At 70.8% G+C, this 14164-nt stretch carries 9 protein-coding genes and 4 tRNA genes; 6 read left to right on the forward strand and 7 right to left on the reverse strand.

The window, feature by feature from the left end; translation table 11 throughout:
* Positions 1-42 precede the first annotated feature (42 nt).
* Both ACFYOJ_RS30925 and bldC read left to right on the forward strand, forming a co-directional pair.
* Positions 43-894, forward strand: a complete 852-nt coding sequence (locus ACFYOJ_RS30925; protein WP_356557236.1) for a hypothetical protein — start codon at positions 43-45, stop codon at positions 892-894.
* Between the two features lie 532 nt (positions 895-1426).
* Positions 1427-1633: a developmental transcriptional regulator BldC gene (bldC, locus tag ACFYOJ_RS30930; RefSeq protein WP_003949541.1), complete on the forward strand. Its 207-nt coding sequence runs from the start codon at positions 1427-1429 to the stop codon at positions 1631-1633.
* A 508-nt stretch (positions 1634-2141) separates the two neighbouring features.
* On the opposite strand, the gene ACFYOJ_RS30935 is transcribed toward bldC, so the two are convergent.
* The 7 genes from ACFYOJ_RS30935 to ACFYOJ_RS30965 all read right to left on the reverse strand — a co-directional run bounded on the left by ACFYOJ_RS30935 (position 2142) and on the right by ACFYOJ_RS30965 (position 8898).
* Positions 2142-2369 carry a DUF6274 family protein gene (locus ACFYOJ_RS30935; RefSeq protein WP_356557235.1) on the reverse strand — a complete coding sequence of 76 codons (228 nt, stop codon included), beginning with the start codon at positions 2367-2369 and terminating at the stop codon, positions 2142-2144.
* 244 nt (positions 2370-2613) lie between these two features.
* Positions 2614-2688 (reverse strand) — tRNA-Asp (locus ACFYOJ_RS30940).
* 108 nt (positions 2689-2796) lie between these two features.
* On the reverse strand, positions 2797-6741 hold the full coding sequence (hrpA, locus tag ACFYOJ_RS30945) for an ATP-dependent RNA helicase HrpA (protein WP_356557234.1): 3945 nt from the start codon (positions 6739-6741) through the stop codon (positions 2797-2799).
* A gap of 123 nt (positions 6742-6864) precedes the next feature.
* Positions 6865-6938, reverse strand: a tRNA-Phe gene (locus ACFYOJ_RS30950).
* A 24-nt stretch (positions 6939-6962) separates the two neighbouring features.
* A tRNA-Asp gene (locus ACFYOJ_RS30955) sits at positions 6963-7037 on the reverse strand.
* 49 nt (positions 7038-7086) lie between these two features.
* Positions 7087-7159, reverse strand: a tRNA-Glu gene (locus tag ACFYOJ_RS30960).
* An 80-nt stretch (positions 7160-7239) separates the two neighbouring features.
* Entirely contained in the window at positions 7240-8898 is a 1659-nt protein-coding gene (locus ACFYOJ_RS30965; RefSeq protein WP_356557233.1) for a metallophosphoesterase, read from the reverse strand.
* A gap of 95 nt (positions 8899-8993) precedes the next feature.
* Here ACFYOJ_RS30965 and ACFYOJ_RS30970 point away from each other — a divergent pair, with 95 nt between their 5' ends.
* The 4 genes from ACFYOJ_RS30970 (at position 8994) to ACFYOJ_RS30985 (ending at position 14132) form a co-directional block, all read left to right on the forward strand.
* Positions 8994-9344, forward strand: a complete 351-nt coding sequence (locus tag ACFYOJ_RS30970) for a metallopeptidase family protein (protein ID WP_161165491.1) — start codon at positions 8994-8996, stop codon at positions 9342-9344.
* Between the two features lie 84 nt (positions 9345-9428).
* On the forward strand, positions 9429-9968 hold the full coding sequence (locus ACFYOJ_RS30975) for a hypothetical protein (protein ID WP_356557232.1): 540 nt from the start codon (positions 9429-9431) through the stop codon (positions 9966-9968).
* Between the two features lie 252 nt (positions 9969-10220).
* Positions 10221-12452 carry a DEAD/DEAH box helicase gene (locus ACFYOJ_RS30980; protein ID WP_356557231.1) on the forward strand — a complete coding sequence of 744 codons (2232 nt, stop codon included), beginning with the start codon at positions 10221-10223 and terminating at the stop codon, positions 12450-12452.
* A gap of 144 nt (positions 12453-12596) precedes the next feature.
* A complete protein-coding gene (locus ACFYOJ_RS30985; RefSeq protein ID WP_356557230.1) occupies positions 12597-14132 on the forward strand; it encodes an amino acid permease in 1536 nt (511 codons plus the stop codon).
* Positions 14133-14164 lie beyond the last annotated feature (32 nt).

Raw genomic sequence — 14164 nt, forward strand, 5'->3', positions numbered from 1 at the left:
TGCCGCAGGTTTTCGCGGCGGTGCGCGGGGGAGGGAGCAGGCGTGCCCAAGGTGTCCTCGGTGATCGTCCCCTATGCGGCGTACCTGCGTGTGTACGAGCCGCTGGCCGCCTTCCCCGAACCGGAGCGCGGCCACTGGACGCGCTACGCCCGCCGCACCGACCTGCCCTCCTACCAGGACGAGCTGCGCCGCTCGCTGACCGACCTGCTGCCCGTCCCGCCGGTGCCGGTCCCGGTGCACGAGAGCGACGACGCCTTCGTGACGGAGACCGACGGGGTGGTCCGCGTGTGTCCCTGGCGCACCCGGCTGCGCGGCTGGCAGGCCCTGGGGGAGCTGGCCGAGGACTTCCCGGAGCCGGTCCTGGACGCCCTGCTGCCACCGGTCGTCCGACGCCAGACCGAGCAGGACTACGCCCGCTGGCTGGAGCGCAACCCGGACGCCCGCCCGTGGATCCGCACGGCCACCTGGCAGGTGCCGATCAACTGGTTCGTGCTCGTCTCCGACGAGGAGCGGGAGTACGACCGGGGCGGCACCGGTGCCGGGGCGCCGCCGCCGGTGCTGCGTTACCGGACGCCCATGGCGCAGGCCCGGCGGCGGGTGGCCCGGGGGCTGCGGGCCCTGAAGGAGGCCGTGGACGAGGGACCGCTCATCGACGGCCTGGTGGACGTGGGGCGCTGGCTCGAGGAGTTCCACCCGCGCTCGCTCGTGGAGCTGGACTACGGCGGGCTCGTGCACGCCCTGCCGGCCGGGGAGTTGGAGGAGGACCACTCCGCGGCGGACGTGGCGGAGGGCATCGAGGCGCTGCGCCACGGGGACGAGGCGGCGGCGGGGGCGGCGTACGGCAGGCTGGTGGAGCGGTGGCGGTCGGTGCGTGACCGGCGGTCGGCGAACTGACGTTTGACGTACCGCCCGTTTTGGGGTTTCGTCTCTCGCCTCGTCACCTGTCCGGTGTGGCCTGTTGCTTCGTCACCGGGGGACGTAGGTCCCGATCCGGGCGTATGCGTCAAGCGTGACGGACCGCACGTACATCACTCTTGCGCCGCTTCCCTCTCCTCATGCCAAAATAGGACAAGGAGTCCGGGGAGGCCTCCATCCGTCCTGCTGTGGTGCACTGTGGGTGGAATCTCAGCATTGCACGCTTTGGGGGGTCTGGTGGTGTCTGGTCATCCTGTGACTGATCGTCACAGTGACGTGACTGTCCGCTATGACATGGTCCATCGGCATCCGTCGCTGATGAACACCTGGGAGGGCAATTCCATCGGTTTGGCCGACGCGGCTGGACGGATGGTGTAGTTGTAGTGCCGAGGACAAGCCGTTCGTCCTATAACCGACTCGACTCGCGTCCGCCATTTCGGGCAACGCGGGTCAAGGTGCAGAATTTAGAGGAAAGAACCGAGAAGGTTCGGTTCTCCCGAGGAGGCCGCTCATGACCGCTCGCACCCCTGATGCCGAGCCGCTGCTGACCCCGGCTGAGGTCGCCACCATGTTCCGCGTCGACCCGAAGACGGTCACGCGCTGGGCGAAGGCCGGCAAGCTCACGTCGATCCGCACGCTCGGCGGGCATCGCCGCTACCGCGAGGCCGAGGTCCGCGCTCTGCTCGCGGGCATCCCGCAGCAGCGCAGCGAGGCCTGAACAACCGCATAACCGGGCAGAACGGCGGGTCCCCCAACCTGCCGGACGCCTGGAACCGCAGCTCCAACCGACGCGGGACCTGCCCCAACAGGCCCCACGCCCAAGCCGTTCGAACCGTCGGGCAACCGACCGGGTGCGTCGTGGATCGCGCTGGACTCCGCCGGGTCCAGCGCGATTTTTTTGTGCCCGGTGGGTGTCGAGGGGGCGCCGGAGAGGTGGCGGGTGGCTTTCTGGGCCGCCCTGTGAACAGGGCTGTTCCCGACCGGGGAGGGTTGTCGGTTCCGTTGTGCGCGGGGTGTGGGCGTGCGGTGAGGGGGCGGTCCCCTGAGTGCAATTGCACATATTAAATCGAGCGGGTGTAGGGGACCTGTAAGCGCCGCCCCTGCGGAAACTCGTGCGGTGACACCCGTCACACAGCTTGCCGCTTGTCGGCTTCGGCCCGGGTGCGTTAAAGGGAGCGGAGCGCTCCAGTTGCCGCTCATGGCACGGCTGTTGGGGCCGGCCGGGGTCACGCGGTGGGGGCACCCCCCTCGTCGGCGGCCTCCTGACGCTCCGTCGGGGACGAGGGCGGGGACGGGGAGGCCGGAGGCTCGGAGGGCGGAGCGGCGGAGTCCAGCGCGAGTCGCAGCAGCCGGTGGCAGATCGGGCAATGGCGCGTCAGGTGACGGTACGACGCCGCGGCGGACAGATGCGCGCGGAGCAGGGCCCGCGTCTCGTGCCTGACCGATGCCGCCATACGCCACCTCCGGGGGCCGCACGGAGAACGTGCGCTGCCACTGGAGTACCGAGAGGGCGTGATGCCGTCAAGGCCGCGAGAGAGGCGCTGAGCGCCCGCCTGCGGTCCCCGGCGTGAACGGAGGGACTCGCGCACCGGCCGGTACGGGCCTCCCGGCCGCGGGGAGCGAGTGCGTGCGGGACGAGCAAGCGCGAGAGCGAACGAGAAGAGCCCGCACCGATCAGGTGCGGGCTCTTCCTTACTGCGGTCCTGACGGGATTTGAACCCGCGGCCTCCACCTTGACAGGGTGGCGAGCACTCCAAACTGCTCCACAGGACCAGGTTTTGCTGCGCTTTTTCTTGCGTTGCGCTGCGAGAAGAGACTCTACAGGAGGGTGGGCCCGGGGTCGAACTCACCCTCCGTGCGTGCCTCGTCACGTCGGCGCCGCTACGGTGCCAGCGCGTCGATCGCCTTCACGATCCGCTTGTCGGAGATCGGGTACGCCGTTCCCAGGGCGTGCGCGAAGTAGCTGACCCGCAACTCCTCGATCATCCAGCGCACGTCCAGGACCTGCTGCGGGACCGGCCGGCCCTGCGGCATCTGCTCCAGCAGCCACGCGTACTCGTCCTGCATCTCGTGGACCTTCTCCATCCGGGAGGTGTCCCGCTGGACGGCGGTCGGCATCTGCTGCAGGCGCCGGTCGACGGCGACCAGATAGCGCATCAGGTCCGGCATCCGTCCGATGCCCGCCTCCGTCACGAAGCCGGGCTTCACCAGGCCGTCCAGCTGCGTCCGCACGTCCTGGAGGTTCGGCAGCAGCGCGGGGCTGCGTACGGCCTTCAGGCGGCGTTCGCAGGCCTGCCAGGCGGCCAGCACCTGCTGCACCTGGCCCACCGTGCGGACGGTCATGTCGACGATCTCCGCGCGGACCTTGTCGTAGAGCCTGCGGTACGAGGCCTCGTCCCAGGCCGGTCCGCCGAAGTCCGCGATGAGCCTGTCCGCCGCCGCCGTCGCGCAGTCGTCGAAGAGCGCCTGGACCGACCCGTGCGGATTCGCCGACAGGCCCAGCTTCTGCTGGTTGGTGAGGTGGTCGCTCGCGAACTTGGCGGGATTGACCGGGATGTTGCGCAGGATCAGCCGGCGCGTGCCCTTCCACATCGCCTGCGCCTGTTCGGCCTCGGTGTCGAAGAGGCGTACGGAGACCGTGTCCCCGTCGTCGACCAGCGCCGGGTACGCCTTCACCGGCTGGCCGGCGCGGCGCGTCTCGAAGACCCGGGTCAGGGTGCCGATCGTCCAGTCCGTCAGTCCGGAGCGCTCCAGGGACTCGCCGCCGCTGCGCTCCGCGGTGGCCGCCGCGGCCTGCGACAGGGCCTTGCGCGCCTTCGGCTTCAGCCGGAGCTTCAGCGCCTCCAGGTCCTTGTCCTCGGCCAGCTTGCGGCGCCGCTCGTCGACGATCCGGAACGTGATCTTCAGGTGGTCGGGGACCTTGGCCCAGTCGAAGTCCTCCGCGTCGAACGGCACGCCCACCATGCGCTTGAGCTCCCGCGCCATGGTCACCGTCAGCGGTTCCTGCAGCGGTACGGCCCGTTCGAGGAACGCCTGGGCGTAGTTCGGCGCCGGCACGTAGTGGCGCCGGACCGGCTTGGGCAGGGACCGGATCAGCTCGGTGACGACCTGTTCCCGCAGGCCCGGGATCTGCCAGTCGAAGCCCTCGTCGGTGACCTGGTTGAGCACCTGGAGCGGGATGTGGACGGTCACGCCGTCCGCGTCCGCGCCCGGCTCGAACTGGTACGTCACCCGGAACTTCAGCGGTCCCTGGCGCCAGGAGTCCGGGTAGTCGTCCTTGGTGACCGCGCCCGCCTTCTCGTTGATGAGCATCTCGCGCTCGAAGTCGAGGAAGTCGGGCTGCTCGTGCCGCTTGCGCTTCCACCACGAGTCGAAGTGCGCGCCGGAGACGACGTGTTCGGGCACCCGCTGGTCGTAGAAGTCGAACAGCGTCTCGTCGTCGACGAGGATGTCGCGGCGCCGCGCGCGGTGTTCGAGCTCCTCGACCTCGGTCAGCAGCTTGCGGTTGTCCGCGAAGAACTTGTGGTGGGTGCGCCAGTCGCCCTCCACCAGGGCGTGGCGGATGAACAGTTCGCGGCTGACCTCCGGGTCGATCCGCCCGTAGTTCACCTTGCGCTGCGCCACGATCGGCACGCCGTACAGCGTGACCTTCTCGTACGCCATCACCGCCGCCTGGTCCTTCTCCCAGTGCGGCTCGCTGTAGGTGCGTTTGAGGAGGTGTCCGGCGAGCGGCTCCACCCACTCCGGCTCGATCTTCGCGTTGACGCGGGCCCAGAGCCGGGAGGTCTCCACCAGCTCCGCCGACATCACGAAACGCGGCGGCTTCTTGAAGAGCGCCGAACCGGGGAAGATGGCGAACTTGGCGTTGCGGGCGCCCAGGTACTCGTTCTTCGCGCCGTCCTTCACGTCCTTCATGCCGACGTGGGAGAGCAGTCCGGCGAGCAGCGACACGTGGACGCGGTCCTCGGGCGCGTCCTCGTCGTTGAGGTGGATGCCCATCTGTTTGGCGACCGTGCGCAGCTGCGTGTAGATGTCCTGCCACTCGCGGATGCGCAGGAAGTTGAGGTACTCCTGCTTGCACATCCGGCGGAAGGACGACGAGCCGCGCTCCTTCTGCTGCTCGCGGACGTACCGCCACAGGTTGAGGAAGGCCAGGAAGTCGCTGGTCTCGTCCTTGAAGCGGGCGTGCAGCTGGTCCGCCTGCGCCTGCTTGTCCGCGGGGCGCTCCCGCGGGTCCTGGATGGACAGGGCCGCGGCTATGACCATGACCTCGCGTACGCAGCCGTTCTTGTCGGCCTCCAGCACCATCCGGGCCAGTCGCGGGTCGACGGGCAGCTGGGCCAGCTTGCGGCCGGTGTCGGTCAGCCGCTTGCGCACGTCCTTCTGCGCCGGGTCGAGCGCGCCGAGTTCCTGGAGGAGCTGCACGCCGTCGCGGACGTTGCGGTGGTCCGGCGGGTCGATGAACGGGAACTTCTCGATGTCGCCGAGGCCGGCCGCGGTCATCTGGAGGATGACGGAGGCGAGGTTGGTACGGAGGATCTCCGCGTCCGTGAACTCCGGGCGGGCGTTGAAGTCGTCCTCGGAGTACAGGCGGATGCAGATGCCGTCGCTGGTGCGGCCGCAGCGGCCCTTGCGCTGGTTGGCGCTGGCCTGCGAGATCGGCTCGATCGGCAGCCGCTGGACCTTGGTGCGGTGGCTGTAGCGCGAGATGCGGGCGAAGCCGGGGTCGATGACGTACTTGATGCCGGGGACGGTGAGGGAGGTCTCGGCGACGTTGGTCGCCAGGACGATCCTGCGCCCGGTGTGCGGCTGGAAGACCCGGTGCTGTTCGGCGTGGGAGAGCCGCGCGTACAGCGGCAGGACCTCGGTGAACCGGTAGTTCTTCTTCTCCAGCGCGTCGGCCGTGTCCCGGATCTCGCGCTCGCCGGAGAGGAAGACGAGGATGTCGCCCTTGCCCTCCCCCATCAGCTCCTCGACGGCGTCCGTGATCGCGGTGATCTGGTCCCGGTCGGCGTCGTCGCCGTCCTCCTCCAGCAGCGGCCGGTACCGCACCTCCACCGGGTACGTCCGTCCGCTGACCTCGATGATCGGGGCGTCGCCGAAGTGCCGGGAGAAGCGCTCGGGGTCGATGGTCGCCGAGGTGATGACGACCTTCAGGTCCGGCCGCCTGGGCAGCAGCTGGGCGAGGTAGCCGAGCAGGAAGTCGATGTTGAGGGACCGCTCGTGGGCCTCGTCGATGATGATCGTGTCGTAGGCGCGCAGGTCGCGGTCGGTCTGGATCTCGGCGAGCAGGATGCCGTCCGTCATCAGCTTGATGAAGGTGGCGTCCGGGTTCACCTGGTCGGTGAACCGCACCTTCCAGCCGACGGCCTCGCCGAGCGGCGTGTCCAGCTCGTCCGCGACCCGTTCGGCGACGGTACGGGCGGCGATCCGGCGGGGCTGGGTGTGCCCGATCATGCCGCGCACGCCACGGCCGAGCTCCACACAGATCTTCGGGATCTGCGTGGTCTTCCCGGAACCGGTCTCACCGGCGACGATGACGACCTGGTGATCGCGGATGGCCGCCGCGATCTCGTCCTTCTTCTGGCTGACCGGGAGCTGCTCGGGGTAGCTGACGGCGGGCACACGGGCCCGGCGTTCGGCGATGCGCTGCTCGGCCTTGTCCGCCTCCGCCTCGATCTCGGCGAGGACGGCGGCGCGGGCCTCCGGCTTACGGATCTTCCGCGCACCCTCGAGCCTTCGGCCGAGCCGGTGCGCGTCACGCAGGGACAGCTCGGTCAGCCGGGAGGCGAGGGTGCCGAGGGCGGGGGCAGGGTGCGTAGACATACGGGTTCCAGGATCTCATCATCCGGAAAAACCTGGCGAACGCTTTTGGCGGGGCCGGTCCGGAAGGGAGCCTGAGGGAAGAGAAACAACAAGGCCCCGATCCGGAGATCGGGGCCTTTGCTGTGGCTGGGGCCGGGGTCGAACCGGCGACCTATCGCTTTTCAGGCGATCGCTCGTACCAACTGAGCTACCCAGCCGCGAGGTTTCACGTGAAACCTCAGCGGTCCTGACGGGATTTGAACCCGCGGCCTCCACCTTGACAGGGTGGCGAGCACTCCAAACTGCTCCACAGGACCAAGTGGGTGTGTGCGAACCAACGAAGCAAGTGTCGCACACCGTACTGCGTGCCCCCAACGGGATTCGAACCCGTGCTACCGCCTTGAAAGGGCGGCGTCCTAGGCCGCTAGACGATGAGGGCTATCGGCCCGCCTGGGCGCTTCTCAGCGCGTCGGGGACGTGAGAAGCATAGGCGATGGCGAGAGGTATCGCCAAAACGCTTTACGGAGGGCCGGGAGTCGCGCCCGACGGGGAGGGTGCCGGACCGGAGGGAGACGGGGTGCCGCCGGAGGGGGACGGGGCGGTCCCGGTGGGGGAGGGGGTGCCGCCGGAGGGGGACGGGGTCGCGCCCGGCTGGTTCTCCTTCGGCAGGTGGCGGCTGACCTCCGCCGTGGTCAGGCCGAGGCCGCCGAGCTTGATCTCGTCCCAGGCCTGGAGGCGCCGGCTGTCCCGGTCGAAGTAGAGGATCGAGGCCTGGATCGGGTCGGGATGCTTTCCCTCGACCGCGCGCAGGCCGCTGCCTCCGGTGGAGCCCTCGATGCGCAGCCGGGTGCCGTACTTCATGACCTTCATGTCCTCGTGGTGGACGTGGCCGGCCAGCACCAGCGGCACGGTGCCGTCGACCTCGCGGGCGGCCGACGGTTCGTGGACGACGGCGACGTCGACGGGGCTGCCGGCCCTGGTCTGGTCGCGCAGGGCGGAGGCGAGGCGGGCGCCGGCCAGTTCCTGGGAGGCCTCCGCGCCGGGTTTCGTGGTGCGGTCCGGGGTGAACTGCGGGTCGCCGATGCCGGCGAAGCGCAGTCCGGCGACCGTGCGGGCCCGGCCGTCGTCCAGGACGTGCACGTTCTTCAGGCCCTCCAGGTACTTCTGGGTGGTGCGGGAGTCGTGGTTGCCGCGGACCCACACATAGGGGGCGCCGAGGTCCTCGACGGGGTCGAGGAAGCCGTTCTCCGCGGCCGAGCCGTGGTCCATGGTGTCGCCGGAGTCGACGATCACGTTGACCTCGTACTGCTTCACCAGCGAGGCGATGATCTTCCAGCTCGCCGGGTTGAGGTGGATGTCCGACACGTGCAGGACGCGGATCGTGGTGGGGTCGGGCTGGTAGGCGGGGAGCGTGGACGTGACGTCGTAGAGCTTGGTCACGTTCGTCACCAGGCGGGCCAGCTCCTTCTGGTAGACGTCGAACTCGGTGACGATGCTGCGCGCGTTGCCGACCAGGGAGGGCGCGGAGGAGAGCAGGCCGGAGAAGCGCGGCTCCAGGACCGAGTCGGGGTTCCAGGTCGCGTACGCGGTGCCGCCGGAGGCGACCAGGAGGGTGAGGGCGAGTCCGCCCGCGGTCAGGGCGCGGCGGGGGCGGCGGTAGACGACGAGGCCGAGGGCGGTGGCGCCGGTGACGACGGCGACGCAGGAGCGGACGGCCAGGTCGAGGGTGCCGTGTCCGACGTCCTGGGCGACCTCGTCCTGGAGGCCCGAGAGGCGTTCGGGGCGGTCGACGAGCGCCTGGGCGCGGTCCGGGTCGAGCTGGTCGACATTGACGTCGAGGCGGACGGGGGCGACGTGGCTGTCGAGCTGCAGGGCGCCCAGCGGCGAGACGTTGATCTTCGTGCCGCCGGTCAGGGAGGGGCGCAGGGTCATCGTCGTGTTCATGGGGCCGACCGGGACGCGCACGTCGCCGACGACCAGCAGGCCCAGCCAGGCGCCGAGCAGTACGACGGCGACGAGGCCGAGGGCGCGGGTCCAGGGACGGGGCCGGAGGGCGAGCTCCGGTGTCGTGGCCGCCGTACGGGAGCGGTGGCGGCGGGGGAGGGCACGTGCGGCGCTGCGGATGCGGTTCATCGCCTCGGTCGGGGTGTGCAGGACTGCGGCGGGGACGCGGGCCATTGGTCCCGTATGCCCAAGCCGCGGGGCGGGTATGCGGGGCGGCGGCCGGTGGGCGGTGGTGTCGTACCCGATGTGTCGTACCCGACAATGGGCGTGTGCTGGAGATGACGCGCGAGGAGTTCGAGGAACTGGTCGCCGAGGCGCTGGACCGGATTCCGCCGGAGCTGACGCGGCTGATGGACAACGTCGCGGTGTTCGTCGAGGACGAGCCGCCGGCGGACGACCCGGAGCTGCTCGGGCTGTACGAGGGGACGCCGCTGACCGAGCGCGGGGAGTGGTACGCCGGTGTGCTGCCGGACCGGATCACCATCTACCGGGGGCCGACGCTGAGGTTCTGCGACACCCGCGAGGACGTCGTCGCGGAGACCGAGGTGACGGTGGTGCACGAGATCGCGCACCACTTCGGGATCGACGACGCGCGGCTGCACGCCCTCGGGTACGGGTGACGGTCTTCGGGGCGGGGCGCGTGTCCTCTTGCGGGTGAAGGGAGTTGGGCACATCGACTCCCTGACCCCCGGAGGTGGCCGCCCGTGCGCCCCTTGTACGTACCCGCCCGTCTGGCCGCCGCGGTCGTGGCCGTCGCCGCCGCGACCGGCTGCATGAGCGTCGGTGACGAGTCCGGCGGCGACGCCAGGCCCTCCTGGTCGGCCGGTGAGCGGGGCGACGAGGCGCCCGGCGGGGGAGAGACGGTGTCGGGCGGCGTGGCCGGGTACGGACCGTCGGCCGCGGGCGAGAAACGCCGGCACGGCGAGAAGGGGAAGGACGCGGACCGCGGGCACGAGGGCCGCGGCAGGGGCGGCGAGGACGAGGACACGGACCCTTCGGGGACGCCTTCCGCGCACGCGTCCCGTTCCGCCCCGGCGAAGGGGGACCCCGACCCGCCGGAGCCGCCGCGCACGGCGGACCCGGAGCCGCCGCGGACGGTGGACCCGGAGCCGACGCCCACCCCGGAGCCGCCCGCTTCCCCGACCCCGGAGCCCACGCCGGAACCGTCCTCGTCCGCGCATGAGCCCCCGCAGCCGCAGCTGGTGCAGCGGGAGCCGGCGCCGGAGGCCGGGGTGCCGGTGTAGCGCCGGCCCGAGCGGGGCGGGGGACCGGCTGACCTGGGCATGTGCTAGTCGGTTTGCCATCAGGGGTGGTGGGTGCGTATGGTGGTAGATCGTTTGATCCCATTTGCCCGGCGCCACTGCAGAGCGCGCCGTGTGGCGCGTACTCTCTCCCTTGCCGTGATGGACCGCATCGAGGCGGTCGTATTGCGAATCGCGATTCACGGAGTTGACGGGCGCGTGCCGACGAGAGACTCCGGAAGGTTTCGCATTCGCATGTCCATCATCAGTACTGATCACGCCGTCGTGCCCGAGAACGCCGAGGGCGTCGCCGAGGCCTCCGAGGGCCTGGAGGCCCCCGAGGTCGTCGAGGCCTCCGAGACCGTCGAGGCCTCCGAGGACGTCGGCACCCCCGAGGCGTCCGGCACCCCCGAGATCACCTTCGCCGACCTCGGTCTGCCCGAGGGCATCGTGCGCAAGCTCGCGCAGAACGGCGTGACCTCCCCCTTCCCGATCCAGGCCGCGACCATCCCGGACGCGCTGGAGGGCAAGGACATCCTCGGCCGCGGCCGCACCGGCTCCGGCAAGACCCTCTCCTTCGGTCTGCCGACCCTGGCCACGCTGGCCGGCGGCCGCACCGAGAAGCACAAGCCCCGCGCCGTCATCCTGACGCCGACCCGCGAGCTGGCCATGCAGGTCGCCGACGCCCTCCAGCCCTACGGCGACGTCCTCGGCCTGAAGATGAAGGTCGTCTGCGGCGGTACGTCCATGGGTAACCAGATCTACGCCCTGGAGCGCGGCGTCGACGTTCTCGTCGCCACCCCGGGCCGGCTGCGCGACATCATCAACCGCGGCGCCTGCTCCCTGGAGAACGTGCAGATCGCCGTTCTCGACGAGGCCGACCAGATGTCGGACCTGGGCTTCCTGCCCGAGGTCACCGAGCTGCTCGACCAGGTCCCCGCGGGCGGCCAGCGCATGCTCTTCTCGGCCACGATGGAGAACGAGATCTCCACGCTGGTCAAGCGCTACCTGACCGACCCGGTCACGCACGAGGTCGACAGCGCCCAGGGCAACGTGACGACCATGTCGCACCACATCCTCGTCGTGAAGCCCAAGGACAAGGCGCCGGTCACCGCCGCGATCGCCGCGCGCAAGGGCCGCACGATCATCTTCGTCCGCACCCAGCTCGGCGCCGACCGTATCGCCGAGCAGCTCTGCGACGCCGGTGTGAAGGCCGACGCGCTGCACGGCGGCATGACCCAGGGCGCGCGCACCCGGGTGCTGGAGGACTTCAAGAAGGGCTACGTCAACGCCCTCGTCGCCACCGACGTCGCCGCGCGCGGCATCCACGTCGACGGCATCGACCTGGTCCTGAACGTGGACCCGGCCGGTGACCACAAGGACTACCTGCACCGTGCCGGCCGTACGGCACGCGCCGGCCGCACCGGCACCGTCGTCTCCCTGTCCCTGCCGCACCAGCGCCGTCAGATCTTCCGGCTGATGGAGGACGCGGGCGTCGACGCCACGCGCCACATCATCCAGGGTGCCGGCGCCTTCGACCCGGAGGTCGCCGAGATCACCGGTGCCCGGTCGATGACCGAGGTCCAGGCCGAGTCCGCGGGCAACGCCGCCCAGCAGGCCGAGCGTGAGGTCGCGCAGCTCACCAAGGAGCTGGAGCGGGCCCAGCGTCGTGCGGCCGAGCTGCGCGAGGAGGCGGACCGTCTGGTCGCGCGGGCCGCGCGGGAGCGGGGCGAGGACCCGGAGACGGCGCTGGCCGAGGTGTCCGCGGCCGCCGCCGTCGAGGCCGAGGTCTCGGTGCCGGCGCAGTCGGGCCCGCGCGAGGTGGAGCAGACCGAGCGGGGCGAGCGCTTCGAGCGTCGTGACGACCGTGGTGACCGTGGCGGGTTCCGTCGCGACGACCGTCGTGACGACCGCGGCGGGCGTTCCTTCGAGCGCCGTGACGACCGTGGTGGGCGTTCGTTCGAGCGTCGTGACGACCGCGGCGACCGTGGCGGTTTCCGTCGCGACGACCGTCGTGACGACCGTGGCGGCCGTTCCTTCGAGCGTCGTGACGACCGCGGCGGCTTCCGTCGTGACGACCGCGGCGGGCGTCCCTTCGAGCGTCGCGACGACCGCCGTGACGACCGTGGTGGGCGTTCGTTCGAACGTCGTGACGACCGCGGCGACCGTGGCGGGTTCCGCCGTGACGACCGTCGTGACGACCGTGGCGGACGTTCCTTCGAGCGCCGCGACGACCGCGGCGGGCGTCCCTTCGAGCGCCGTGACGACCGCGGTGACCGCCCCGGCCACCGCGGCAGCGACCGCCCGTTCAACCGTGACCGCCAGGGCGACCGCCCCGGCAGCGACCGCCCGTTCAACCGCGACCGTCGTGACGACCGCCCCGGCTTCCGCGCCGGCGGTCACGAGCGCCCCTTCGGCCGCCGTGACGACCGTGGTTCGTCCTTCGGCCGTCGTGACGACAAGCCGCGCTGGAAGCGCAACGGCTGACACCAGCCGCCGACAGCACAGAGGGCCGTGGCCCCTGCCCGACCGACCGGGCAGGGGCCACGGCCTTTCCCATGACCCGGGGCAGCACGTTTCCGGCCGCGGAGTGACGCATGTCACGCTCTCAGGAAGGGAATCGCTGGGGGCATGACAGATGACGACAAGGCGAGCGGGCCGTCGGACGAGGAACGGCTGGCCCAGCTCGGCTACACCCAGGTCCTGGCCCGCCGCATGTCGGCGTTCTCCAACTACGCGGTCTCCTTCACCATCATCTCCGTCCTCTCCGGCTGCCTGACCCTCTACCTGTTCGGCATGAACACCGGCGGCCCCGCCGTCATCACGTGGGGCTGGGTCGCCGTCGGCCTGATGACCCTCTTCGTCGGCCTGGCGATGGCCGAGATCTGCTCGGCGTACCCGACCTCGGCGGGCCTGTACTTCTGGGCGCACCGCCTCGCGCCGCCCCGCACGGCGGCGGCCTGGGCCTGGTTCACGGGCTGGTTCAACGTGCTCGGCCAGGTCGCGGTGACCGCCGGCATCGACTTCGGCGCCGCGTCCTTCCTCGGCGCCTACCTGAACCTGCAGTTCGGCTTCGAGGTCACGCCGGGCCGCACGATCCTCCTCTTCGCCGCCATCCTGGTCCTGCACGGCCTGCTGAACACCTTCGGCGTCCGCATCGTCGGCCTCCTCAACAGCATCAGCGTCTGGTGGCACGTCGTCGGCGTCGCGGTGATCGTCGGCGCGCTGACCTTCGTGCCGGACGACCACCGGTCGGCGTCCTTCGTCTTCGGTGAGTTCGTCAACAACACCGGCTGGGGCAGCGGCGTCTACGTCGTCCTGCTCGGTCTGCTGATGGCGCAGTACACCTTCACCGGCTACGACGCCTCCGCCCACATGACCGAGGAGACCCGGGACGCGTCCACGGCCGGCCCGAAGGGCATCGTCCGCTCCATCTGGACGTCCTGGATCGCCGGCTTCGTCCTCCTCCTCGGCTTCACCTTCGCCATCCAGTCCTACGAGGGCGCCCTCACGTCCCCGACCGGCGCGCCGCCCGCCCAGATCCTGCTCGACGCGCTCGGCGCCACCGCCGGCAAGCTGCTCCTCCTCGTCGTCATCGGGGCGCAGCTGTTCTGCGGCATGGCGTCGGTGACGGCCAACAGCCGCATGATCTACGCCTTCTCCCGCGACGGCGCGCTGCCCTTCTCGCACGTCTGGCACACCGTGAACCCGCGCACCCGCACCCCGGTCGCCGCCGTCTGGCTGGCCGCCCTCGGTGCCCTGGCCCTCGGCCTGCCGTACCTGATCAACGTCACGGCGTACGCGGCGGTGACGTCGATCGCCGTCATCGGCCTCTACATCGCCTACGTCATCCCCACCCTGCTGCGGGTCCGCAAGGGCGCCGCCTTCGAGCGGGGGCCGTGGCACCTGGGCCGCTGGTCGCAGGCGGTGGGCGTGGTCGCGGTGACGTGGGTCTGCGTCATCACGGTCCTGTTCATGCTGCCCCAGGTCTCCCCGGTCACCTGGGAGACCTTCAACTACGCGCCGGTCGCCGTCCTGGCCGTCCTCGGCTTCGCCGCGACATGGTGGCTGGTCTCGGCCCGCCACTGGTTCCTCGACCCGGCCCACGCACGGACCCGCGCCCGAGCGGCGGCCCACGCGACCGCCCCCGAGCCGGTGGACCCGTAACCGCGCCCCCTCCCCACGCCCTCGCCGTCCCT

The organism is Streptomyces sp. NPDC006384, from assembly GCF_042870695.1.
Classification (GTDB): Bacteria; Actinomycetota; Actinomycetes; order Streptomycetales; family Streptomycetaceae; genus Streptomyces.

Excerpts from the sequence above, each read along its gene's own strand:
- bldC (WP_003949541.1), top strand. The coding sequence starts at position 1,427 with ATGACCGCTCGCACCCCTGATGCCGAGCCGCTGCTGACCCCGGCTGAG.
- ACFYOJ_RS30935 (WP_356557235.1), bottom strand. The coding sequence starts at position 2,369 with ATGGCGGCATCGGTCAGGCACGAGACGCGGGCCCTGCTCCGCGCGCAT.
- hrpA (WP_356557234.1), bottom strand. The coding sequence starts at position 6,741 with ATGTCTACGCACCCTGCCCCCGCCCTCGGCACCCTCGCCTCCCGGCTG.
- ACFYOJ_RS30965 (WP_356557233.1), bottom strand. The coding sequence starts at position 8,898 with ATGGCCCGCGTCCCCGCCGCAGTCCTGCACACCCCGACCGAGGCGATG.
- ACFYOJ_RS30980 (WP_356557231.1), top strand. The coding sequence starts at position 10,221 with ATGTCCATCATCAGTACTGATCACGCCGTCGTGCCCGAGAACGCCGAG.
- ACFYOJ_RS30985 (WP_356557230.1), top strand. The coding sequence starts at position 12,597 with ATGACAGATGACGACAAGGCGAGCGGGCCGTCGGACGAGGAACGGCTG.